General features: G+C 44.1%; 24 protein-coding genes. 14 read left to right on the forward strand and 10 right to left on the reverse strand.

Translation table 11 applies throughout. The features are described 5' to 3' along the window. Positions 1-54: 54 nt before the first annotated feature. From DQX04_RS12490 to DQX04_RS12440, 8 genes are all read right to left on the reverse strand, one after another. Entirely contained in the window at positions 55-828 is a 774-nt protein-coding gene (locus tag DQX04_RS12490; RefSeq protein WP_207801074.1) for an FHA domain-containing protein, read from the reverse strand. Positions 829-852: 24 nt separating this feature from the next. Then, positions 853-1,740, reverse strand: a complete 888-nt coding sequence (locus DQX04_RS02260) for a PP2C family serine/threonine-protein phosphatase (RefSeq protein ID WP_111914171.1) — start codon at positions 1,738-1,740, stop codon at positions 853-855. Positions 1,741-1,770: 30 nt separating this feature from the next. Then, positions 1,771-2,778 carry a PP2C family serine/threonine-protein phosphatase gene (locus DQX04_RS02265; RefSeq protein ID WP_165831920.1) on the reverse strand — a complete coding sequence of 336 codons (1,008 nt, stop codon included), beginning with the start codon at positions 2,776-2,778 and terminating at the stop codon, positions 1,771-1,773. Positions 2,779-2,815: 37 nt separating this feature from the next. Then, positions 2,816-6,184 carry a right-handed parallel beta-helix repeat-containing protein gene (locus DQX04_RS02270; protein ID WP_111914173.1) on the reverse strand — a complete coding sequence of 1,123 codons (3,369 nt, stop codon included), beginning with the start codon at positions 6,182-6,184 and terminating at the stop codon, positions 2,816-2,818. Between the two features lie 27 nt (positions 6,185-6,211). After that, positions 6,212-7,141: an SPFH domain-containing protein gene (locus DQX04_RS02275; protein WP_111914174.1), complete on the reverse strand. Its 930-nt coding sequence runs from the start codon at positions 7,139-7,141 to the stop codon at positions 6,212-6,214. 13 nt (positions 7,142-7,154) lie between these two features. Then, on the reverse strand, positions 7,155-7,601 hold the full coding sequence (locus tag DQX04_RS02280) for an NfeD family protein (protein WP_111914175.1): 447 nt from the start codon (positions 7,599-7,601) through the stop codon (positions 7,155-7,157). Further along, on the reverse strand, positions 7,598-8,476 hold the full coding sequence (locus DQX04_RS02285; protein ID WP_111914176.1) for a MaoC/PaaZ C-terminal domain-containing protein: 879 nt from the start codon (positions 8,474-8,476) through the stop codon (positions 7,598-7,600). Before DQX04_RS02285 ends, DQX04_RS02280 begins: the two co-directional genes overlap by 4 nt. Before the next feature lie 112 nt (positions 8,477-8,588). Then, entirely contained in the window at positions 8,589-9,023 is a 435-nt protein-coding gene (locus DQX04_RS12440; protein ID WP_126266327.1) for a hypothetical protein, read from the reverse strand. A gap of 211 nt (positions 9,024-9,234) precedes the next feature. Here DQX04_RS12440 and ccoN point away from each other — a divergent pair, with 211 nt between their 5' ends. The 11 genes from ccoN (at position 9,235) to ttcA (ending at position 19,138) form a co-directional block, all read left to right on the forward strand. Next, positions 9,235-10,671 (forward strand): cytochrome-c oxidase, cbb3-type subunit I, encoded by a 1,437-nt coding sequence (gene ccoN, locus DQX04_RS02300; RefSeq protein WP_111914179.1) that lies wholly within the window; start codon positions 9,235-9,237, stop codon positions 10,669-10,671. A gap of 14 nt (positions 10,672-10,685) precedes the next feature. After that, positions 10,686-11,294, forward strand: coding sequence for a cytochrome-c oxidase, cbb3-type subunit II (gene ccoO, locus DQX04_RS02305; protein WP_111914180.1), 609 nt, complete (start codon positions 10,686-10,688; stop codon positions 11,292-11,294). 9 nt (positions 11,295-11,303) lie between these two features. Next, complete coding sequence (locus tag DQX04_RS02310; protein ID WP_111914181.1) at positions 11,304-11,501, forward strand: cbb3-type cytochrome c oxidase subunit 3; 198 nt, start codon at positions 11,304-11,306, stop codon at positions 11,499-11,501. Next, positions 11,494-12,450 carry a cytochrome-c oxidase, cbb3-type subunit III gene (ccoP, locus tag DQX04_RS02315; RefSeq protein ID WP_111914182.1) on the forward strand — a complete coding sequence of 319 codons (957 nt, stop codon included), beginning with the start codon at positions 11,494-11,496 and terminating at the stop codon, positions 12,448-12,450. The genes DQX04_RS02310 and ccoP overlap by 8 nt, the downstream gene beginning before the upstream one ends. Before the next feature lie 65 nt (positions 12,451-12,515). Beyond that, positions 12,516-13,037 carry a FixH family protein gene (locus tag DQX04_RS02320; protein ID WP_111914183.1) on the forward strand — a complete coding sequence of 174 codons (522 nt, stop codon included), beginning with the start codon at positions 12,516-12,518 and terminating at the stop codon, positions 13,035-13,037. A gap of 9 nt (positions 13,038-13,046) precedes the next feature. Beyond that, the gene (locus DQX04_RS02325) at positions 13,047-15,428 is read left to right on the forward strand and encodes a heavy metal translocating P-type ATPase (RefSeq protein ID WP_111914184.1); all 2,382 of its coding nucleotides are present in this window, start codon (positions 13,047-13,049) and stop codon (positions 15,426-15,428) included. An 18-nt stretch (positions 15,429-15,446) separates the two neighbouring features. Next, positions 15,447-15,629: a cbb3-type cytochrome oxidase assembly protein CcoS gene (gene ccoS / locus DQX04_RS02330; protein WP_111914185.1), complete on the forward strand. Its 183-nt coding sequence runs from the start codon at positions 15,447-15,449 to the stop codon at positions 15,627-15,629. After that, a complete protein-coding gene (locus DQX04_RS02335) occupies positions 15,626-16,282 on the forward strand; it encodes a sulfite exporter TauE/SafE family protein (RefSeq protein ID WP_111914186.1) in 657 nt (218 codons plus the stop codon). Before ccoS ends, DQX04_RS02335 begins: the two co-directional genes overlap by 4 nt. Before the next feature lie 24 nt (positions 16,283-16,306). Further along, complete coding sequence (gene fnr / locus DQX04_RS02340; protein ID WP_111914187.1) at positions 16,307-17,056, forward strand: fumarate/nitrate reduction transcriptional regulator Fnr; 750 nt, start codon at positions 16,307-16,309, stop codon at positions 17,054-17,056. Positions 17,057-17,136: 80 nt separating this feature from the next. Next, positions 17,137-18,057, forward strand: coding sequence for a universal stress protein UspE (gene uspE, locus DQX04_RS02345; RefSeq protein WP_111914188.1), 921 nt, complete (start codon positions 17,137-17,139; stop codon positions 18,055-18,057). 109 nt (positions 18,058-18,166) lie between these two features. Beyond that, positions 18,167-19,138: a tRNA 2-thiocytidine(32) synthetase TtcA gene (gene ttcA / locus DQX04_RS02350; RefSeq protein ID WP_111914189.1), complete on the forward strand. Its 972-nt coding sequence runs from the start codon at positions 18,167-18,169 to the stop codon at positions 19,136-19,138. Positions 19,139-19,174: 36 nt separating this feature from the next. Here the strand turns inward: ttcA and DQX04_RS02355 are convergent, their stop codons facing one another. Continuing rightward, on the reverse strand, positions 19,175-20,092 hold the full coding sequence (locus DQX04_RS02355) for a glucosaminidase domain-containing protein (RefSeq protein WP_165831921.1): 918 nt from the start codon (positions 20,090-20,092) through the stop codon (positions 19,175-19,177). A 14-nt stretch (positions 20,093-20,106) separates the two neighbouring features. After that, on the reverse strand, positions 20,107-20,895 hold the full coding sequence (locus tag DQX04_RS02360; protein ID WP_111914191.1) for a hypothetical protein: 789 nt from the start codon (positions 20,893-20,895) through the stop codon (positions 20,107-20,109). A gap of 133 nt (positions 20,896-21,028) precedes the next feature. Between DQX04_RS02360 and DQX04_RS02365 the strand changes: the two genes are divergently transcribed. The 3 genes from DQX04_RS02365 to hflD all read left to right on the forward strand — a co-directional run bounded on the left by DQX04_RS02365 (position 21,029) and on the right by hflD (position 23,494). Next, entirely contained in the window at positions 21,029-21,694 is a 666-nt protein-coding gene (locus DQX04_RS02365; RefSeq protein WP_111914192.1) for a pseudouridine synthase, read from the forward strand. 61 nt (positions 21,695-21,755) lie between these two features. Further along, positions 21,756-22,871, forward strand: a complete 1,116-nt coding sequence (mnmA, locus tag DQX04_RS02370; RefSeq protein ID WP_111914193.1) for a tRNA 2-thiouridine(34) synthase MnmA — start codon at positions 21,756-21,758, stop codon at positions 22,869-22,871. Further along, positions 22,868-23,494: a high frequency lysogenization protein HflD gene (gene hflD / locus DQX04_RS02375; RefSeq protein WP_111914194.1), complete on the forward strand. Its 627-nt coding sequence runs from the start codon at positions 22,868-22,870 to the stop codon at positions 23,492-23,494. Before mnmA ends, hflD begins: the two co-directional genes overlap by 4 nt. Positions 23,495-23,525 lie beyond the last annotated feature (31 nt).

Consider the following 23,525-nt stretch of genomic DNA (forward strand, 5'->3'; position numbering starts at 1 on the left):
TAACCTTTCAATTCCATTCTATATTTGTCCCGTTTGTTCAACACAGACTTCACATTACCAGTTAAAATTTTCACCACAAAAAGCAACGAATTGCAGTTCTGTGTCGCCTAAACGAATAATATCTCCCGACGACAAATTTTGGTCTCGGCGAATCGTACTTCCATTCAACATAGGTAAGTTTCTACTATTACCACGTTCAACAAAGAATTCGTGTGCATTGCTATCGTAAACGACAATGGCGTGAGCGTCGCGACTGACCGTGTCGTCACTGTCTAATCCAAAGTCTAAGCACACTTCCATATCTTCCCCACGACCAATCCGATTCTCACCCTGAATTAGGCGGAAGTCATGTCCTAAACCTTTACCTTTCGTCACCACAAGCCAGCCTACTACCGGGAAGTGTTCACTACTCGAGTTGTTATCGTTGCCCATGAACACCCGAGTTTTTAAGCTTGCACCACTATCAGGCGATTGGGATGGGGACGGCGATGAGGCATCGTCTTGTTGATTAGGTTCAGGCGCAACAGGAGCTTCAGGAGTTTCTTCTTGTTTTGGTGTGTCGAAGCTTTTCACTGTAGTTTTCGGCGTGAACTCATCCTCGTCTTTCTTAACAGTTGTCTTGGCCGTTGTCTCATCCTGCAATGCCGTTGTTTTTGGCGTTGCGTCTGTACCCGCTAATGAGTTGTCGAGAACGTTAGTTTTAACAGAAGGTTCTTGCCGCCCAGAGAAGTCTTCAGCGCCTAGCCCGTCTTCCTTACATGATGGGCATTCGCTATGAATGTCGGGGTTGTAAAAGTGCTTACCTGCAGCACACATAATCATTGGCATGTTAAATCTCTCTACTCAACATCGTTAACGCTTTGCTTTTGGTTTAAAAAAAGACGAGACAAGCCTCGTTGCAGACCATTTTGAGCCTTGTGCATCTAAATTACTACATTTTAATAACAAAAATGTGTAGTTATCGAAGTCTTCTTCGTGTTTTTCCGCTTTTTCTCGCAAAAAATGCTCTAAGGTATTCATAGTTCCCAGCACATTGTCACTATCAATAGCTTCATGCATTTGCGACTCGACCACCCATTCCCAAAAGCCGTCTGTACATAACAAAAAACTACACTCAGAGTTAAGTTGTTTAATTTCGTCGCTTACTCGAATCTTATAAGAGTCATCAGGACGGCCTAACGCTTGTAATAACCGGCTGCGATCAGGATGGTTTCTAATTTCTTCCAGTTGAATTTCCCCGGTGTCCACCATAAGTTGCGGTACACTCTGGTCTTTAGTTTGAAACTCAACACCTTGTTGATTAAAAAGGTAAAGACGAACATCGCCTATATGACCCCACATCGCATGACCGTCTTCTATTGCAAGTATCACTAGTGTCGACCGCATTGAGTCGAGATCAGGCAGCTCTTGTTGTTGCTGCCTTATACTGTTTTGAGCATGTTGGAATGCGTCACGAATAACCGACTCTGAGATAATCGAGCCTTCGATTCCCTGAGCATATTGTTGAACGCCTTCTATCGCAGCCTGCGCCGCTATACGCCCACCTTTATGACCGCCTAAACCGTCAGCAACAATAAAGAAATAACCACCGCTCGCTGTGGTGCAAACTCCCCATGCATCTTGATTCTCGCTTCTACCTCCGCGATCGGTAATCACGGATAGCGAACCTAAATTACTTAACGTGTCGTTATACTCGGCACGTTGGTCTGCAGTTTCTTCGTGTCTCGAGCGAATCAACACGACAGGAGTTCCTTATTACTTATTACGGTATTACTCAGCATGGTTTAAAAGCCCTTCAATTGCACTTTTAAATTCAGGTGAAATAAACCACAAAATGATTGCAGCCGCTGCTACCACGGCAATGCCGAGCAACAATTTGCTTGTTCCTTTCTTCTTTTGTGGTTCTTGTTTAAGTGAGTCCGACTTATCCCTAGAACTAGGAAGTTCAACCTGGGTTGCTGGTGTTTCGGGAGTGCTAGGAGTGCTTTGTTCTTGAGGTTTCTGGCGAGACATTGAGTTTTCGCTTTCAGAGCGAACAATAATGACGGTCGTATTGTCTTGATGACTCAAACCTTTCTTTTCAACAGCTTGCAATAATCCCTTTACAGCTAACTCTGGGTCACCGTCGTTCTCATTGATAACTGAGGCTATTTCCCCATCTTCCTCTTCAGACAAGGTTTGAATACCATCACTAGCTAAAACAATAAGCTCGCCTTCCCCGAATTGACCACTCTGAACGTCATACTTTTCAATGCTTTTACCCATAACTGCAGAAGTTATTGCATGGCGATCTGGATGCGCGTTAGCTTCTTCGAGTGTCATTTCACCTGCTTCGACCAATTTTTTAAGGTCTTCGAAAAAAGCATGGTTGGCATTGATGCGTTGAAGTTTACCGTTAGAGTGTTTGTATAGTGGACTGTCGCCTACACTGATAAAGCTGTATTCACCAGTTGGTTCATGCAATAACAAAGCTATGACTGTAGTGCCCATGCCCACCAATTCATTCTGTTCGGTGAGCTTTTCTTGCATAACTACATTGGCGTGATTGAGAGCTGTTTTCAATGTCTGTTCACGATCATCAATGGTCGTTAAATTACTGAAAAAGTCGCGGAAAGCTGAGCAAACCAATTTACTGGCAACGTTACCTGCGTTATGGCCTCCCATACCGTCAGCTAATACATAAAGACGATACCCGTTCTCTAGAATCAGGTTTGTTCTATCGTCCTGTTGCTCTTCTCGTTGTCCGACGATTGCACCGTCATAAAAGTTTGCTTGCATGCTGTTTCCTTTTCTTCTTATCGGTTCTATACAACAGCTATCTTCGATTAATATTAGCCCCTTGAGCGATAGCCCAATCGCGGCCCTGATTCCGACGCACATCGTTACCTCGGAATACCCCACGAGAGCGAGGATACGCAGCAACACCGTCTAAATTATTCGTAACTTCATTATTCTGGAAAGTGGGATTACCGTCACTTGCTAGAGCTATTCCGACAACCGTGTTGTTCATTATCTGATTATCTGAAAACTCGCCGGTGCCACCTTCGTGTAAATAAATTCCTACCTCAGAGTCTCTAAACGTATTATTTCTATAGTTAACGGAGCTAGAGCCCTTAATTTCACTGTTGGCAATGGAGTTTTCATAAACTTCGTTACCGATGAAAGTACCACGACCATTTTCATAAACAAACACGCCAACTTGTTGACTACTATGAATTTGATTGTTTCTAAAGGTTGGGTTCGCTTGTGTTGTTACGACTACGTTTGACAACCTATGCCCGTAAATCACATTGTCACGGAAAGATCCTGTGGCATTGTCGTAAACAAAAACTCCACTTGAGTTACCCTCATAAATTTCGTTATTTGCGACAACGGGGTTAGCTTCGTCGGACACAGAGACTCCGGCTCTTTCATTTTGATATATGCGATTAGAACGTAATTCACCTTGTGCACTCTCTGTGAATACAACGCCCTCTTCTTGGTTGTCAAAAATCGCGTTGTCGCGAACCAAAACATTTTCACTTCGTGTTAAATATATGCCCGCCATGCGGTTGTTGCGGATGTCATTCTCTACGATCTCTCCGCCTGCACCGTTGTGCACGTATACACCGCTATACTGCGACTGAAAGATCTCGTTATTTTGAATAACAGGTGCGGAATTCGCATCCCTAATTTCTATATTCGCCAGTTCATGACCATGAATTCTGTTATTGCGAATAACACCTCTACCACCGTCGAATACGAAAATACCGGTCTGCGTTCCTGAATGAACTTCGCTGTTCTGTATTGTTGGGTTTGCTCCACTTCGAATAGCGACTGCGGCGCCTGAAGTAGAACGGATATCTAATCCATCCAATACAGGTTCGCCGTTGTCTATTAAAACAGCAAAAATAGAGTTCGGTCCTTCTAATTGGCGAATCATTAGGTTCGAAACATTCGCGTTATCCGCTCTAACGTGTAGCGCGTAGGAGCTTTGCCCTACAATAGTTACGTCTTCGCCTGAGGTTACGCCGGTTAAACTCACGTCCTTATAAAGCCTTACCGACTCAGTATACTCTCCTGGATAAATTTCAATTGTAGCACCAGGCTCTGCCGCATCTATCGCTTCTTGAATAGAAGCAAAGTCTTGCCCTAGACCAACGGTAACGCGGTCTCCAAGGCGAGAAAGTAGATCTATCGCTTGATTTGCTTGTTCTTTATTGGCGCAATTTACGCAGCTTTCTAGGTAGTCTTCGTAAGCCGCTATGGTATTTGTACCCGCCGCATAGTCCCACGCAGTCTGCTCTCGCATCTCCTGCTCTAATGCTTGCTCCATAGCAACACGTTGGTCACGTAACCGGTTGTATTCGCGTTGAGCTTCGGGTTGGTAATTACAGGCTTCACATTGTTCAAGATAGCGGGCATAACTCTCTTCTGAGCCCTGGCGGTTAGCCGAACGCCATAAAGCTGTATCAGCTTCTGCAAGCCTCTGGGCTTCTATTTGATTAATTTGAGCATTTGCTGCCTCACGCTGCTCGCAAATTTGGCACTCATCGATATATTGTTGGTAACTTTGTATGGTTCCCTGCGCACCTGCCACGTTCCACAAGCGTTGATCAGCTGCGAGTGCAGCTGATCGCTCAGCAGCTTCCTGGAGATCTTCGATATTTTGTAAGGCTTGTTCTTGTTGCTCACAGAGTTGGCAGTTATCTACATAGTCGTTAAAAGCACTAATACTGTTTTGCTCAACTGCAGTAGTCCAAAGGCTTTCGTCTTGTGCTCTTTGTCTGCGTTGTATTTCTTCCTGTTGTTGCTGCGCCGACTCTTGTGCGGTCTGAGTTTCCGTTTCTAATGTTGTAGCTTCTTCATCATCAACAGAATCTGAAGATGTATTTTCATTACTCTGTTCAGCTCGCTCTTCAGGTTGTTCGCGCTCGTTGTTTACATTGGCTTCAATGTCCGCAACCACCTGTGTATCTTGTTCTGTGCCTTCATCACCGCCATCTTGTGCTGTGCTTGCCGTTTGTTCATCAGCATTAGATGTTTCACCTGAGGTAAGGCTAACTTCAGTGTCAGACTCTTTTAAATAGCTATCCCAATACCAATAACCACCACCCGCTAATGCCAACAGAATAATGATAGAAAACAAAGCGGGAAGTTTAGACTTCCTCTTCGGACTAGATTTAGAAGAGTCTTTTTCGACGCTACTGGAAGACACTCGAGACGTAAGTGGTGCGTCTGGAACGATACCATCAGGAGTTACAGGATCCGCCTCATCACGTGTTGCCGCAATGGTTTTAGGTGCCGACTCTGGTCTTGGCGCGTCGTGTTCCATTAACGCTAGTTGATAAGAAAAAGCATCTTGGAATCGGTCCGGAGCTTTTACCGACAATGCCTTATCTACCGCTTGCAAAAACGCCACAGAATATATCTGTGTTAAATGTTCGCGTTGTGCTAGTGGCTCTACCGGATCGTGCTCAAGTCGGTTTGGTGCTTCTTCAGGCATGTCACCTGTAATCGCCTGAAACATACATGCTGCAAGGCTGTAAAAGTCTAATGCGGGAGTGAAGTCACCCTTAGAGCGATATTGTTCCCAAGGAGCAAAATGCGGGGTTAGAACTTGAGTTAATGCCCTGCTTTTTTCTCCGATAGCAAGACGTGCTGCGCCAAAGTCAATAAGAACCGGGTTGCCGTTATCAGTAATGTAGATGTTTTCGGGCTTGATATCGCGGTGTAATAAGCCCTTCTGATGGATATATTTCAACCCTTCTAATATTGGTACAAAGATTTCCAATAGCGAACTTTGCGAAGGCTGAGGGTTCTGTTTAATCCATTCATGCAGTGTAATGCCATCTAGAAAAGGCATAACAAAGTAAGCCGTGCCATTTGCTTCAAATAAGTCACTAACTTTTACAATGTTTGGGTGACTGAGCTCATGAACAAAGCGGGCTTCTTGGAAAAAGCTGTCTAAGCCCCACCTAAAAAGCTCTGTATCGGAAGAACTTTTAGGTGTAACTGTGGCGCTTTCGTGTTCTCGTAACGCGCTGTCAGGAAGGTATTCCTTAATAACATGACGGGTGTTTAATAGGTTGTGTTCTGCTAAATAAGTAATACCGAAGGCTCCGGACCCGAGAACCTCGATAATTCGATACGAATGTAGCGTTACCCCAGCTTGTAGAGCGTCTTTTCTTTGCTCAATCGCCATATATTTACACCCTAAATGCGTCTAATTTTATTTTTTCTGCACACTTCTCAAGATGTCGGTTATCCCCGCAACTGCTCCACCTACATTAGCTAATTCTGCCGGAATAATCATACTGTTATTTTCTTTGGCTAGATTTCCAAATTCTTTTACATATTGCTCTGCAACGCGCAAGTTAACCGCGTCTTTTCCGCCTGGTTCGTTAATTGCCAAAGCAATTTTCTTCAACCCCTCAGCCGTTGCTTCTGCAACCAGTTGGATTTCTTGTGCGCGGCCTTCAGCCTCGTTAATCTGTTTCTGTTTTTCTGCTTCTGAAAGGTTAATAACTTCTTGTTTTTGACCTTCTGAAACATTAATCATTGCTTGACGTTCACCCTCAGATTTAGCAATTGCCGCGCGTCGTTCGCGCTCGGCTCTCATTTGCTGCTCTAAGGCGTCTTTAATACTGGCAGGCAGCTCAATATCCGAGATTTCATAACGTAGTACTTTCACACCCCAAGGCGATGCGGCTTCGTCTAAAGCCTGTACTACAGCCTCATTAATTTTCGCACGCTCTTCAAACGTTTTATCCAAGTCGGTTTGGCCGATAACAGAACGCATTGTCGTTTGCGCTAACTGAGATGCTGCATAGCGATAGTCATTAATACCGTAACTCGCTCTGTGAGCGTCTATCACCTGCAAATAAAGAATACCGTCGATACCAACTTGAATATTGTCTTTCGTTACACAGGCTTGACGCGTTACATCGATAACTTCTTCTTTCAGCGTATGAACGTAAGCAACTTTGTCGATAAACGGAATGAGTAGATGAAAGCCTGAATCAAGAGTTCGATGGTATTTACCTAATCGTTCAATGACAAAATTGGTACGTTGGGGCACAATGCGCGCAGTTTTTAAAATAACAACAATAACTGCTAGTGCGAGGCCTATAGCTAATACTGAGCCGAATTGAATATCCATTATCGATTCCTAGTTACTTTATTTTTTGTTTTGAAACAGTTAAATGAATGCCGTCGTGGCTAACTACCCAAGCAACATCACCTTTCTCTAACTCATCTTCTGAGCGTGCGTCCCACTGAACACCGTTTAAGACGACACGCCCAGCACCGCCTTCAAACGTTTTATGTACCGTAACACGCTCACCCAGCTCTTCTTGGAACTTTGATTGAGCATCTGTTTGGTCTTTAGTAAAGCCAATAAACCAAGTTTTTAATTTGTTTCTTGCGAGCAATAGAGTGGCAATACTTACCACACTAAAAACAATAAGCTGACTAGAGAAAGCGCTGATTACACCCAGTTGAAAAAGGATACCAGTGACAAGCGCACCAACGCCTAGGAACACCGCAACAATACTTGTTGCCAGAAGCTCAGAAATAATCAGAATAATGCCAATTACAATCCAAATAATACCGGTGGTCATTCGCTGTCTCCTGTTGCGTATACACCTTCCACGAAAACTTTTTCCTGTTTTGCGTCTGTAACCCGCACGTTTGCGCTATGCGCACTGCATTTTAACTCCATCGGTAAGATAACCGGCCGTTTAAAGCCTATTTGCAATTGCGTTACTTCTTGCTGCAAAGAGCTTTCGATGCTTGCCTGCATTCTTGCTACCGAATACATACCGTGAATAATCGGTCTTGCAAACCCAAACCACCTTGATAGCCATCTATGCAGGTGAATTGGGTTATAGTCCCCCGAGAGTCTAGCGTACTTTCTACCAAGGTCACTTTTAAGGTGCCATTCAGAAATAACACTCCAGCCGTCCTGCTCTACTTTCTCTGCTCTCGTGCGAGACTTGCTTTTCTGGCCGCCACCTACTTGATAACTGCTCTTACACGTTACAACGCATTTTTCGTCTTGGTAAAATTTAACGATATATTGCGGCCGAACTCTTTTTCGCGCACCAGCTCTTGGCGGGAATTCAATACATACATGGAGTACGAAAGGTTTATGTACCTGCACGGTCTCATGAAGTTCCATTTCATTCGCCACGTGCACCATGCCCAGGATGGGCCAAGGGAATTTGTCGTCTAGCATAAGAGCCAAATGAGCACGCTGTGCCACTAGATAAAAATAAGTCAGTGGAACTTCACTCACAAAACCCGGGAACATTGATTTATATTCTTCTAAATGGGATGGCTTTATAGGCGCACAAGAATAAGTGCGTTCCAAGTCCTCAATCTCGTCTTGCTGGGCGCCCTTACGCGAAATAGTAGGTAACGCTTTAACCAACATAAGCGGGAGTTCAGGTAATGAATTCATGGAACTTCGTTGCTGCGACAAATCCATGCTCATGCAGCATTCTCCTTATAATTCTTTGCTAGCAATCTAACACATCGATAACGATAGATTAACAAATCTCAGGCATTTCATTAAATTATTTTATTCTGCTCCGAGCAGCTATGTTTTAGTTGCTTCTTGCTCTTGCACTAAATTCCACTTGCAGTGTCGAAAGCTCGGGATTGTCGAACTCAATATTGAGCTCCCACTGCATTTGAGGTTCAGCGCATGCCCCCAGGCGAAGATGTGCTTCTAGCGTGTCGGGACTCGATTGGCTAAACATGACTGGGACTTTACCCATATACATATTTATACCTTCTAAATAGGCATTCTTTACGCCCACCAATTGTTCACTCTTGATCTGTATAACAATCGGTTGCTCTTCGGGCATAGTTACATCTGAGGCATGCAGTGTAACGGTAGAGCCACTTAAAGCGTACGTACACTCGGGAAGTTGACTATTCAGGTCGCAAAACGGGGAAGGTAATATGTCTGATGTACGGCTGCATCCAACAATAAAGGAACAAGAGATTAAAACAGCGTACAACCATAAATGCTTCATTCTGGTATTCCTAAAGGGCGTGAAATCTGCCTACTAATTAAGCTAACAGGTAATATACTACTCAAAAGGTTGATCAAAGTCATAAAAATGCGTTTTGCAAACGTGCAATTTATACCTAAACTTCGTAGAATACACTCGTTCAAGTTAGCAGATACGCTGACGATGAAAACGATTAAACTAGTCTCGCAACCTCAAGCGGATATAAATAGTAATGAGTCAAACTATTTCACAACCTATTGATTACAACCTTAAAGTCGTGAAGCAATTTACTATTGCAACGATTTTCTGGGGCATCATTGGCATGAGCGTTGGTGTGCTTCTAGCCGCCCAACTCGTATGGCCAGCATTAAACTTCGACCTGCCGTGGTTAACCTATTCAAGGCTACGTCCATTGCACACCAATGCGGTTATTTTTGCGTTTGGTTCAAGTGCTTTGTTTGCGACGGCCTATTACATCTCACAGAAAACCTGCCAAACGCGGTTATTTTCCGATAAGTTGGCGGCGTTCACGTTCTGGGGGTGGCAAGCAGTAATTGTTGCTGCGGTAATTACTCTACCTATGGGGATTACAACAACCAAAGAATACGCAGAACTAGAGTGGCCAATATCCATACTCATTCTACTCGTTTGGGTTGCGTTCATTATTGTGTTCTTCGGTACACTCGCTATTCGCCGAACTTCACATATTTATGTAGCTAACTGGTTCTACGGTGGCTTTATACTCGCTGTTGCTATGCTTCACATCGCAAACAACTTAGCGATTCCAGTAAGCTTTACTAAGTCGTACTCTATCTATTCAGGTGCAGTGGATGCCATGATTCAGTGGTGGTACGGGCACAACGCTGTAGGCTTCCTGCTTACTGCGGGCTTCTTGGGTATGATGTATTACTTCGTTCCTAAGCAAGCTGAACGGCCAGTTTACTCTTACCGTTTATCTATTGTTCACTTCTGGGCATTGATTACCATTTATATATGGGCAGGCCCTCACCACCTTCATTACACAGCGTTACCAGACTGGGCGCAAAACGTGGGTATGGTGATGTCAGTTATTCTTTTCGTTCCTTCATGGGGTGGAATGATTAACGGTATTATGACGCTATCAGGTGCATGGCATAAGCTTCGTACCGACCCAATACTACGTTTCCTTATCGTGTCATTGTCATTCTACGGAATGTCGACTTTCGAAGGACCTATGATGGCAATTAAGTCAGTGAACGCGTTGTCTCACTACACTGACTGGACCATCGGCCACGTTCACTCGGGAGCGTTGGGTTGGGTTGCCATGATTACCATCGGCGCGATGTACCACCTTGTACCGGTACTTTTCGATCGCGAACGTATGTACAGCATCAAACTGATTAATACCCACTTCTGGTTGCACACTATTGGTGTAGTTCTGTACATCGTAGCAATGTGGATTTCTGGGGTAACTCAAGGCTTGATGTGGAATGCAACAAATACTGACGGTACGCTAACTTACAGCTTCGTCGAAAGTTTGGTTGCTTCTAAACCATTCTATTTCATTCGTTTTGTTGGTGGCGTGTTTATCGTTACGGGTATGCTGATCATGGCGTACAACGTATGGAAAACATGCCGTGGTACGGCGCTTCGCAAAGGTGAAGCAATGCCGCAAGCAGAAACAGCTTAAGGAGTCATAGAATCATGAGTAAGAACAAACATGAATTCGTTGAAAAGCACGTAGGTTGGCTTGCGGTATTTGCAATCGTGGCAATTTCTATCGGTGGTTTAGTAGAGATTACTCCCCTACTATTCCAACGTCAGGTTAACGAGCCAGTGCAAAACCTAACGCCTTACACACCGCTGCAACTTGAAGGTCGCGACATTTATATTCGCGAAGGTTGTGTAGGTTGCCACAGTCAAATGATTCGTCCACTGCGTCATGAAACAGAGCGTTATGGTCACTACTCGGTAGCTGGTGAGTCTGTATGGGAGTTTCCATTCCTTTGGGGCTCAAAGCGCACAGGACCTGATCTAGCTCGTGTCGGCGAACGTTATTCAGATGAGTGGCATTATGTACATTTAATGGACCCTAGAGCGGTAGTTCCTGAGTCAAACATGCCTGGCTTCCCTTGGTTGGCAGAGCGTGAACTTACCGGCGAGCTAACGGAACGCAAAATGAGAGCATTCCAACGTTTGGGTGTGCCATACACAGATGAAGATATCGAAGGTGCTGGTAGCGAAGTTGCAGGTAAAACAGAAATGGAAGCATTGATTGCTTATCTGCAAACACTTGGCACAGCGCTGAAGTAAGGAGTCGTAATGAGTGGAGCATCGTTTAATGCTTGGTACACACTCGTTGTATTCGGCATCATTATATTAGTATGTGTCTGGGCCTTTTTACCTAGAAATAAATCTAAGTTTGATGATATTGCCAAATCTGTGATTGAAGACGAAAAATCGGGCTCTTCTGAAGAAGATTCAAAGAGCCCAAAACGGGAGTCTAAAAAAGATGAGTAGCTTCTGGAGTGGTTGGATTATTGTACTTACCCTAGGTACGTTAATCGCCCTAATGATTTTATTAAGATGGAACATGAAGAACTACACCGACGTTGAAGAAGGTGAGTCCATGGGCCATTCATTTGACGGCATTGAAGAGCTCAATAACCCACTACCAAAATGGTGGACTATTTTGTTCTGGGCCTGCTTTGTTTGGGGCTTCTTATATTTGGCGTTTTACCCTGGCTTAGGTAATTTCCAAGGTTTACTAGGCTGGAAGAGCTCAAACCAACACGTACTCTCGCTAGAAGAGTCTAGAGAAGCTACAGAGCGTGCGAGAGAGCAAGGTTTAAACGTTCAATACGACCGTGAAATCCGTCGTGCAGAAGACGAGTTCGGACCTATCTTCCAACAGTATGCGCAGCTTAGCATCGAAGAAATTGCGCACAACGAAGATGCGCTTAGAGTCGGTCAGCGTTTGTTCTTGCAAAACTGTTCACAGTGTCACGGTTCAGATGCTCGTGGCTCAGTAGGCTTCCCTAACCTTACTGATGGTGTATTCAGCTGGGGCGGAGAGCCAGAGCAAATTTACACCACCATTATGGATGGTCGCCAAGCTCAAATGCCTGCATTTTTAGAGCAATTCGGTGAACAAGGCATTACTGAGGTTGCAACCTACGTATTAAGCCTTAGCGGACGTACAGTAGACAGAGACTTAGCCCGCGCAGGCGAGCAACGCTTTGTAGTTTGTGCTGCTTGTCACGGGCAAGACGGTAAAGGCAACACAGCGATGGGCGCACCTAACCTAACCGACAGTGTTTGGTTGTATGGTGGTTCTCAACGTGCGGTAGAAGAAACTTTGCGTTACGGCCGTAACGGCGTTATGCCACAGTGGGAATCCATTCTGGGTGAAGACAAAGTGAAAATTTTGTCTGGCTATATCTACAGCCTTAACCAACCCTCTGAATAACTGAAAATTAAGTGAGCATGGAAAGCCCCTAATTCAGGGGCTTTTTTCTAGCAGTGAGAAGTAATATGGCAGTGAACCAAACATCAGACCAAGAACCTCGCCCGTGGTATAAGTTTTTCTGGGTGTGGTTTTTAATTGGGCTTAAGTCCTCAGTAATTATTGCCTGTATTGTTACCGGCGTGATCATATACAACAATCCTACTTCCATGGTTGTCGATGATTATTATGAAGAAGGCAGAGCTATAAATTTGCGGCTTGAAAAGGTTGAGCGCGCCATAGAACTAGACATTGTATTAACTGCAGAGTTTTCTGAAGACCAAGTTGTGGTTCGCTTTATTAGTGGCAATGTCGATGATGGTTCGGCTATTAGACTCAACTTCTACCACCCTACACTTTCGCGACGAGATTTTCAGATGCGTTTAACTCGAGCAGCAGACGGTGCATACCGTGGAATGCTACCACGCGAAATTAGCGGACATTGGCGGGTTGATGTAACACCATTCGACCAAGCATGGGAAGTACGCCAAAACATTCATTTACCGGCTCCAGGTGTTATTGAGCTGCGACCGCTCGACTATGGTGTATAGACCAGCGACATGACTAGAGCATGTTTTCATTGCCATCAGCCAGTGCCAGAGGGCTTGAACCTTCATGTAGATATTATGGGGCAAAGTCAGCCTATGTGTTGTTACGGTTGCCAAGCCGTGGCACAGACTATTGTTGAACAAGATCTAGAAAGTTTTTATAAGTTTCGGCAAACAGAAAACAATAACATCCTTCCTTTAGTTCCCGATGAACTGCAAAAAGATGACCTATCAATTTACGATGAGCCTGAGGTACAAGCTGAGTTTTCTTTTTCCAGTGCGAATGGTCAAGAAGCATGGTTAGCGATTGAAGGTATGACCTGCGCAGCCTGTGCCTGGCTTATCGAGAAACACTTGCAACAACAGCCTGGAATTCAGAAAGTTTTCGTAAATAGCAGCACCGATCGTCTAAGGGTTACGTGGAATAAAGAGAAGCTATTATTAAGTACGATTCTGAATGAAATTGAGAACATCGGTTATCGGGCTCGTCCCTTTAAAGAAGGTGAACTTGAGGAACAATTTCAGAAACGAAGAAAGGGCTTAATTCGTCGTTTAGGGGTAGCCGGTATTGCTTCTATGCAAACCATGATGGTTGCATTCGGTTTGTATTATGACGATATCGACAGTACTACCCGGCTCTATTTTTGGTGGGTCTCCCTACTCTTTTCCGCTCCGGTATTTGTATACAGCTGCCAGCCATTCTATGCAAATGCAATCAAAGCTCTTCGAACTCGAACGCTTAACATGGACGTACCTGTTAGCATCGCCATTATCTTCGCATTCTTCGCCAGTATGTACGCCACCATTACTAATCAAGGTGAAGTTTATTTCGAGTGTGTAACCATGTTTGCGTTCTTTCTGTTAACGGGAAGATATCTAGAATTACTCGCTAAGCATAAGGCAATTACAGACGCTGCAAACTTAATGAAGTTGACGCCAAGCTTTGCTGAAGTTTGGCACGAAGAACAATGGCAAACAAAGCCGGTTCATCAACTTAGCGCTGGCGACAAAGTTCGTGTTAAACCTGGCTCTGTTATTCCCATAGACGGTGAAATCGAAACACAAAAAGTCTATGTAAATGAAGCGCAATTAACCGGAGAAAGCCATCCAATTCCCAAAGCTAAGGGCGAGAATGTGTATGCAGGTAGTCTTAACCTAGACACGCCGTTACAACTTATTGTAACTAAGCCCTACCAAGATTCGTTACTGGCAAAAATAATACAGCTACAGGACGACGCGTTAGCCCTAAAGCCTAAAGCCATCGATGTTGCAGACAGAATTGGCCGAAACCTTGTATTGGGTACGCTTATTATTGCCCTGATAACCTATATCACTTGGCTTTGGGTAGATGCCGACCGAGCCTTTTGGATTTTGTTGTCCGTACTCGTTGCAACTTGCCCTTGTGCCCTAGCATTGGCATCACCAACTGCCGTGAGTAGTGCTGTTAGTCGATTAAATCGTTTAGGCGTACTTTTGAAAAATGCAGACGCGAGTACCAATGTAAACGCCATAAAAACAATATGCTTCGACAAAACTGGGACTTTAACCGAAGGTCACTTTAAAATTACCGATAGTTGGTTTGCTGAATCTGAACATCAAAATAAGTGGCTAACGTTAGCATGTGAACTTGAGTCTTGGTCTGAGCACCCGATATCTAAAGCATTCACTGCACGAGATTCCGAAACATATCTTCAAAACGTAGAGAATATTCCAGGTAAAGGTCTGTACGCAGAGTACCAAGCCAAGCAAATCCTTATCGGTAGCCATGCTTTTCTCGCACAACACAAAATACCTATGGCCTGCACACTTCCAAGCGCTAACGTATATATGGCATACAACGGCGAGCTGGTTGCCGCATGGCGTGTTGACGATCAATTGCGAAACGACGCGAAATCAACCATCAGCGCACTATCTCAGCAGGGTTATCATTGTGTAATGCTGACTGGAGATAATGACGGTAGAGCCCAAGAGATAGCAGATAAAGTTGGTATAAAAGAGGTTCATGCCGGTTTAACCCCACAAGACAAACTTTCGAAGCTTCAAGAAATGCAGCGTTCGACCCCAGTTTTAATGGTTGGAGACGGCATTAATGATGGACCGGTGCTGGCAGGCGCAAATGTTTCAGTGACATTCTCTGCGGGTAGTGAGTTGGCTCAGGCAAGTTCTGATGTAGTTATTTTAAATCAAAAGCTATCGTCTTTAGTCTATTTTATTCAATACTCAAAAAGACTCGCGCGCGTAATTTTCCAAAACTTCATTTGGGCGTTCGGTTACAATGGCATTATTCTACCGTTAGCGGCATTCGGATTTGTCGACCCATTAATTGCTATGCTAGGTATGTCAGCGAGCTCACTTATTGTCATTACGAATTCGCTCCGTCTCATTCGAAAGTAGTCGAAACCTGAGGAGTTTATGGAAGCACTACATATTATGGTTCCTATCGCCATTATCTTGGTTGTGATCGCCATTATCATTTTCTTTTGGGCTATTAAAAATGGGCAATTTGACGATCTTGAGCGTCAAGGTATGAATCTCCTATTGGATGACGACAAGCCTAAAAAAGATAAAAAAACTAAAAGCCCAGAACAAGAATGACCATGTCTCTCGACTTTCTAGCTGCTTTTGTTATGGGGATTGCTGGTAGCGGTCATTGTTTAGCCATGTGCGGCGGTTTAGCAGGCGCAGTTGGTTTTCAAAGATCATTGAAACAGCTATTCATTTACAATTTCGGTCGCATTATTTCGTATATGCTTGCTGGAGTTATCGTTGGAACCCTAACGTTTGGTTTAGAGCTCGTACACCAGCAAACCCTGATATATTTTCGAGTATTAGCAGGTATCATGATGTTGCTGCTTGCAGTGTACTTGCTACGCGTTACTCGAGTATTACTATGGGTTGAAAAAATGGGAAGTTACCTTTGGCGTTATATTCAGCCCCTGAGTAAACACACCAAGAACTTACCCGGAGGTTTAGCAATTTTTGCGTCTGGCATGATTTGGGGATGGCTACCATGCGGTCTAGTTTATAGCGCTCTAACTTGGTCTGCTGCCGGCTCAACTATTATTGATAGCGCTTTATTCATGCTGCTATTTGGCTTGGGCACACTACCTAGCATGATTTCCGTGGGTGTGTTCTCCAGTAAACTTCAACAATTCATGAAAAGCGGTACCTTTCGTTGGACATTCTCGTTTGTTTTGGCAGTATATGGCGTACAAACAATTTACGTTGGAGTTATGCAACTCCATTAATGCTTACCAATTTACGAGAGCGAAATGACGCAGAAGCCGGGTTCTATACATATTAGTTGTCAAAATTGTGGGATTAGCCAACTGTGCTTACCCTACACACTTGATACGAACTCTCTTAATCGTCTTGACGCTATAATTGAAAGAAAGCGCCCTTATCAAAAAGGCGACACGCTATTTAGTAACGGCGAACCTTTACACTCTCTATTTGCTGTTAGATCGGGTTCATTTAAAACGTTCAATGTCGACAACAATGGCAATGAACAGATCACTAGCTTTCACTTGCCTGGCGACCTCATTGGTTTCACGTCGATAGCGAATGAAACATACCAAGGGTATTCGGAAGCGCTAGAAACCAGCATGGTATGTGAAATACCTTTTAATCACTTAGAGTCATTGAGTCGCCAACTACCTGCACTTCACAAGCAAATATTAAAGCTTATGAGTGAAGAAATTAAGCAAGACCAACATCTCTTGTCGGCGGTTAACTCTAAAAGCGCTGAATCGCGACTAGCAACCTTCTTTCTCGAGCTTTCGTCTCGTTTTATGATACGAGGGTTGAGTCCAAGTGAGTTCAGACTAAGCATGACACGCAATGAGATAGGCAATTATTTAGGCATTACCGTTGAGACCGTGAGTAGAATTCTTAGCCGCTTTCAAAAAGAGAAATGGTTAAAAGTTGAAGGTCGGTTTATACATATCCTCGATGAACATTCACTTAAACGAATTTCAGGCGTGCAAGCGGTCAACTGTCCTTTAAAAACAGTCAACTACTAACACCCAATAACGAAAATATTTAGTACAAAAGCGCCGCTTGAACTAAGATTAAATTAGTTTCTTACACAGAGGTATGCGTTGTGTATCAAAATATACTAGTTGTATTAGACGGTGAATCCACAGAGCAAAAAGCACTTTCTCGAGCGATTCATCTTGCTAAAGTACAAGGTGCTTCTTTAAGCCTTTTTCTTTCTATTTACGACTTCGCTTACGAAATGACTACAATGCTCTCTGGCGAAGAACGCGAGCAAATGCGTCATTCTTTAATAGAAGATCGGCGACAATGGGTGAGCGACCTGTTGGAAGATTATGACCTAACAGGAATCACTTATGACATGCATATTGTCTGGCATCACCGTCCTTTTGAGTCGATTATTCATCATGCGATTGAACAGAAGTACGATCTCATTATTAAAGGTACCCACCAACACAAAGGACTTCAGAGTGTTATCTTCACACCAACCGATTGGAGCCTGCTGAGAAAAGCCCCCTGTCCCGTGCTACTTGTTAAAGACCACCTTTGGCAAGACAACGGAACCATACTTACTGCTGTGCATGCGGCCTCTGATTCCGAAGTACACCAAGCCCTCAATAGAAAGTTAATTACTCACAGCTCTTTTGTTGCAAAAAATATCAAAGCAAAGTTACATTTAGTCAACTTCTACCCTGGCACTCCAACCGCTATTGCCGTTGAAATACCTGACTTTAACACAGCTCAATATCAACAAAATGTTGAAGCCCATCATAAGCAGGCAATGCAGGAGCTCATCTCGGATTTTGAGCCTGTTATTGAACGTACCCACACCCGTGACGGTATTCCCGACGACGGTATTCCAGCCATCGCTAAAGAATTAGACGCAGAGTTGGTTGTACTTGGAACCATTGGTAGAACAGGTATTTCTGCTGCTTTGTTGGGTAACACTGCGGAGCATGTCATCGAACAGTTAGACTGTGACCTACTGGCGATAAAACCAGACGGATTTAAAAGCCCCCTAGCTTAGTTTAATTTGCTCCTATTACCAGACACAACGTATAATGCGCGCCCTGTTCTCTTCGCCAGTAAAACAGAGAACATTTTAATCTTATAGCTCAGGAAAAGTGTCACTGCTTATGAACAACGCGCGCGTAAACTTACCCGAACAGCCGGAAGGCGAACTCAAGTCGAAGCAAAGCTCTAACGTAAATAAGTTAGAAAAACGCATACGCCGTGTGGTTGGGCAAGCAATTGGCGACTTCAATATGATTGAAGACGGCGACCGCATCATGGTGTGTTTGTCTGGCGGTAAGGACAGCTACACCTTGTTGTCATGTTTGCAGTATTTGCAGAAAGTCGCACCTATTCATTTTGAAATCATTGCGGTGAACCTTGACCAAAAACAACCCGGCTTCCCTGAGCACGTGTTACCAGAATACTTGCAACAATTGAACGTACCTTACGAGATTGTTGAAGAAGACACGTACAGCATAGTTAAAGATAAGATTCCGGAGGGCAAAACAACCTGCTCTCTTTGTTCTAGGTTACGCCGTGGTATTTTGTATAAAACAGCGAAACGTTTAGGCTGCACAAAGATAGCGCTGGGTCACCATCGTGATGACATGATTGAAACTCTTATGCTGAATATGTTTTACGGAGGCACGATGAAATCGATGCCACCGAAGTTAGTGAGTGATAATGGCGAACACATCGTTATTCGACCGCTGGCCTATGTTAAAGAGAAAGATATTGAGCGATACGCCAGAGCAATGAACTATCCTATTATTCCATGCAACTTGTGTGGCTCTCAGGAAAACCTGCAACGCAAAGTGATCAAAGAAATGCTACAAACGTGGGATAAGCAGTATCCCGGACGTATTGAGAGCATGTTCAAGGCGATGACCCAAGTGGTGCCCTCACATCTTCCCGATCGAGATTTATATAACTTTAAAGACGTGAAGACCGGTGAACAAATCGAAAGCGGCGACACAGCATTCGATCAAGAACCGTTGCCTTGGCGCTTTGAAGATACCGAAAACACTGACGGTGATGTAAATAGCGGCGATGTAACACCAATAGTGAACATCGCCGTGAAAATGGTGGATTAGAAGCCGTCAGCGAGGACGAAGAGCCTTCAGCGGAAACTACGAACCTTCAGCGGAAAGGGTTTCGCCAACATTTTCGATAATAGGCTGGTTCACCCGAATCATTTGTTGAAGCTCTTCAACATATTCTTCGCCTCTTTCAGAATAGCTAGTAAGCCCTTCTGTAAGTGGTGTTGCCGTTATCGGCTCTTCAGCAGCTCTCATTTGCTCACGAATTCCACGCAAATCTTGATACGCATAATGAGTATTTAGATTTCGCATATAGCTTCGTATAGAGGCTTCCATAGAGTCGAATAACCTTACTTCATAAACCTGTCCGTCCGGACGCTGGCTTGGTACTATGCCGCAGCCTTGGCTCCAGCACCATTGGCCAAAAAAGTTTCGTGCAGATTGAGCGAATCTAGAACGCCCCCACCCACTCTCGTTGGCAGCTTGTACTAAAACTAACGTTTCTGGAATAACGTCAACTCTCCGCTCCAACACTGTTAAAACTTCTGGCAAAGTTTCTTCGTTTACTTCGGTGTCTAAGTCGTAATATTCCGCAAGTTGGCTTACCCACCGCTGTTCTTGCATAGACAAACCTGCTGTATGGTATTTTGCTTGCAGCCTTAATAAGGCGCGTCGCTGTCTACGAATACGTTCGTTTTCATCTCTAATTGCAGGTAACAAATAAGAAAAGAAGGCTTCTTTTCTCTCCCTGATATTAAAGATCTCGCCAAATTCCGGAACCTCAGTTGTTGCTGTTGCCGGTGGGCGACGAACATCGGGCAGCACCCCAGCAGGTGATGTTGCCATGGTCTCCGCTGGTTGCTCTTCAAGACTTTGAGGTGCCCCATCGTTCTGAGTTTGCTCGCCAGGAGCTATCTCAGAAGACTGCTCTTTGTTCATTTGGAATACAGCGATGAAGGCAACGATACCTAACACGCAAAGAGCACCCCATTTAAATCGAGAATCCATAAAAATACCTCGCATTAGACAACAGTATTTATATCGGCTTGATCGCTGATTTCCACTTCAATGCCGAACACGTCCTTGTATACCAAGCCGATTAAGTTGTAGTACATCGGAACAAACCATAATAAAGGAATAAAGAGTAACAACGCACTCAAGAATACCAATACGATCATTACGAAAGTTATAACTAGAAAGGGTACAAAGTTTTTAGCGATCACTCGGAAAGAAACCCCGATCGCTTTAAAAGGATTAAGGCCATCTTGAACCACCAAAGGCGTAGATAACTGAAGTGAAATAGCGACAAACCCAGCCAGCGCAAAGCCAACGAAAGGATGAATCATTATTCCAATAACAAGCGCAACCACTGGAATGATCCCTCGAAGTAACTCCACGCCCCCATAACGAAATGGATTAGACAAATAGTTAAATACCATTAGCGGTTTATTTTTATAGGTTTCAGGGTATTCCGCTTCCACGGCTGCTGCGTTTCGAATACCCATTTTATACATTGCCGCTTGCATCGGTAGCAATAGGAAGAAATAAAGCACTAACATGGATAAAACGAAACCCGTCGGCAGCACCATACTTTCAAACTCTTCTGGTGTTTCGGGCATTTGAAAGTCGAAAAATGACTGCAGCAAATATCCACCGGCTTGACTAATCGCCCAAATAAGCAATAAAGCTCCAAGTAGAGGTAAAATAGTCGACTTGGTTAAATTCCAAGCTTGCTGCAACAAAGCATTAGTGTCTAATTTGAAGTCGTTGTTCAATGCTTTTTCTGGGCTACCGCCTATACGTTTCATCATAGCTTTTTCTTATTTTCTCATTATCCGAAGTTACATTTGCAAACAGGCGCTTTGCATTGCCTGTTAAAGTTTAATCCCGCACTTTGTTATAATATCCTGAAATCACCCCAGATATTATGCAAGGCTCGTTGTTATGTCGGCACAAAATAGATCTGCTCCGCTAAATTCATCACGAGTCAGGCGCTCTAAAAAGCCTAACGTTCAAAAGAACAACGCGCCCCCTATTCTATTGGCATTCAATAAGCCCTTCAATGTGTTAAGCCAATTTACCGGCGAACCCCACCTAACGACTTTAGCAGAGTACATCGATATACCAAATGTATACCCTGCCGGCAGGTTAGATAAAGACAGTGAAGGATTATTACTGCTCACCAATCATGGTCCACTGCAAGCTCGCATTGCTGAGCCCAAATTTAAGCTACCTAAAACCTATTGGGTTCTGGTTGAAGGCGAGCCCACACCTGACGCGCTTGCTCAGTTGCGTATTGGCGTAGAGTTAAAAGACGGGCGCACTAAGCCAGCACTTGTAAAGGTTATAGACGAACCTGAAAACCTCTGGCCACGCAATCCGCCAGTAAGAATTCGGAAGTCTATTCAGGACACTTGGTTAGAACTTACCATTAACGAAGGTAAGAACAGGCAAGTACGCAGAATGACTGCGCATATCGGCTTTCCAACATTAAGGTTGATAAGGGCAAGTATCGGTTCAATTAACCTCAATAATTTAGGTCCTAGTGAGTGGCGGTACGTAAGCTTGGACGAACTGCCGCCCAAGCTTCTAAGCGCGCTAAAGAAATGATATAATCCGCCACCATCAAAATTGCAGCAAAACCCGTTCTCGATAGGATTTTTAGAGCATTATGGCAGTAGACAAAAAACGCGTAATCGTAGGCATGTCAGGCGGTGTTGATTCGTCTGTTTCCGCTTGGCTTCTCATGCAGCAAGGTTACCAAGTTGAAGGTCTATTCATGAAGAACTGGGAAGAAGACGACACAGACGAGTATTGTGCTGCTGCTGATGACCTAAAAGACGCAGAAGCTGTATGTGAAAAACTCGGTATTGAGCTTCACACGGTAAATTTTGCAGCAGAATATTGGGACCGTGTATTCGAGCACTTCCTTGAAGAGTACCGTGCCGGTCGTACTCCAAACCCAGATATCATGTGCAATAAAGAAATTAAGTTTAAGGCGTTTCTTGAGTTCGCAGCCGAAGTGCTCGGTGCAGACTACATTGCAACTGGGCACTACTGCCGTCGTACAGAGCAAGACGGTAAATTCCAGCTCCTTCGCGGTTTAGACAACAATAAAGACCAAAGTTACTTCTTATACACTTTGAGCCATGAACATGTGGCGCAAACCTTGTTCCCTGTTGGCGAACTCGAAAAGCCGGAAGTTCGCAAAATTGCCGAAGAGCAAGGCTTGGTTACTGCTGACAAAAAAGATTCAACGGGTATTTGTTTTATCGGCGAACGAAAGTTTAAGGACTTTCTACAGCAATACTTACCTGCCCAACCAGGCCCAATTGTGACAGTTGACGGTGATGTTCTCGGCGAACACGAAGGCCTTATGTACCACACCATTGGTCAACGCAAAGGTCTTCTTATCGGAGGCCTAGCCGATGCAAGCGACGAACCTTGGTATGTGGTAGACAAAAATGTCAGCAAAAACGAATTGATTATTGCGCAAGGTAAAAAACACCCAAGGCTATTTTCTACAGGTTTAATTGCCGGGCAATTGCACTGGGTAAACAGAGAAGATGTTTCAGCTCCGTTCCGCTGTGTAGTTAAAACTAGATACCGCCAACAGGATATTTCTTGTTTGGTAACGCCGATAGATAACAATACTGTTAAGGTAGAGTTCGACGAACCTGTGGCTGCAGTTACCCCGGGGCAATCAGCCGTGTTTTACCAAGATGACGTATGTTTAGGTGGCGGAATTATTGAGTCACGAATTACTGACTTTGAGGTTAGTCTGTGACCGATGTTGAGAAGCAGGTTTTAGCATTTGCCGCTATTTGCCAAGCAGCCGCATGTACGCAACAACTCGCTCGGCGCGGCTCGGTAGTTCCAGAAGAAGCCAGTTTAACCATAGTGAATAGTTCATTAGTCCTCGACGCCCCAAATGCAGAGTCTATTTATGGTGGTTTGAACAATTTAAAGGTTGGTTTACAGGTTTTAATAGATCAACTTTCTGGCGGTCGGCCTAAAGACGTAGAGCAAACGCAATATGTTGTGCGCATGCTTCACTTGGAACGGTTATTAAACAAGAAGAGCGCTATACAAAACGAATTAGGTAAACGGCTAACCCAAGTTCAAAGACAGCGCGATCAATTACAGTTCGAGCAAGCAAAATTAAACGAATCTTTGGCGAGTGTTTATACAGACATTATCAGTCCTTTGGGTCCAAAGATTCAGATACAGGGTTCGCCAGCAATTTTAAGAAATACGAGCGTTCAGCATCATATTAGAGCATTACTTCTTGGCGGCGTGCGAAGCAGTGTGCTGTGGCGCCAACTTGGTGGCAAACGCAGACACTTAATATTTAAGCGTCAACAGCTTTTAAAGGCAGCAAACTCATTGCTGCAACAATGTACAGATTAACTCGACTTTTAACTTCTTTTGGAGCTTTAAC

The sequence above is a fragment of the Aliidiomarina sp. B3213 genome, assembly GCF_003290085.1.
GTDB lineage: Bacteria > Pseudomonadota > Gammaproteobacteria > Enterobacterales > Alteromonadaceae > Aliidiomarina.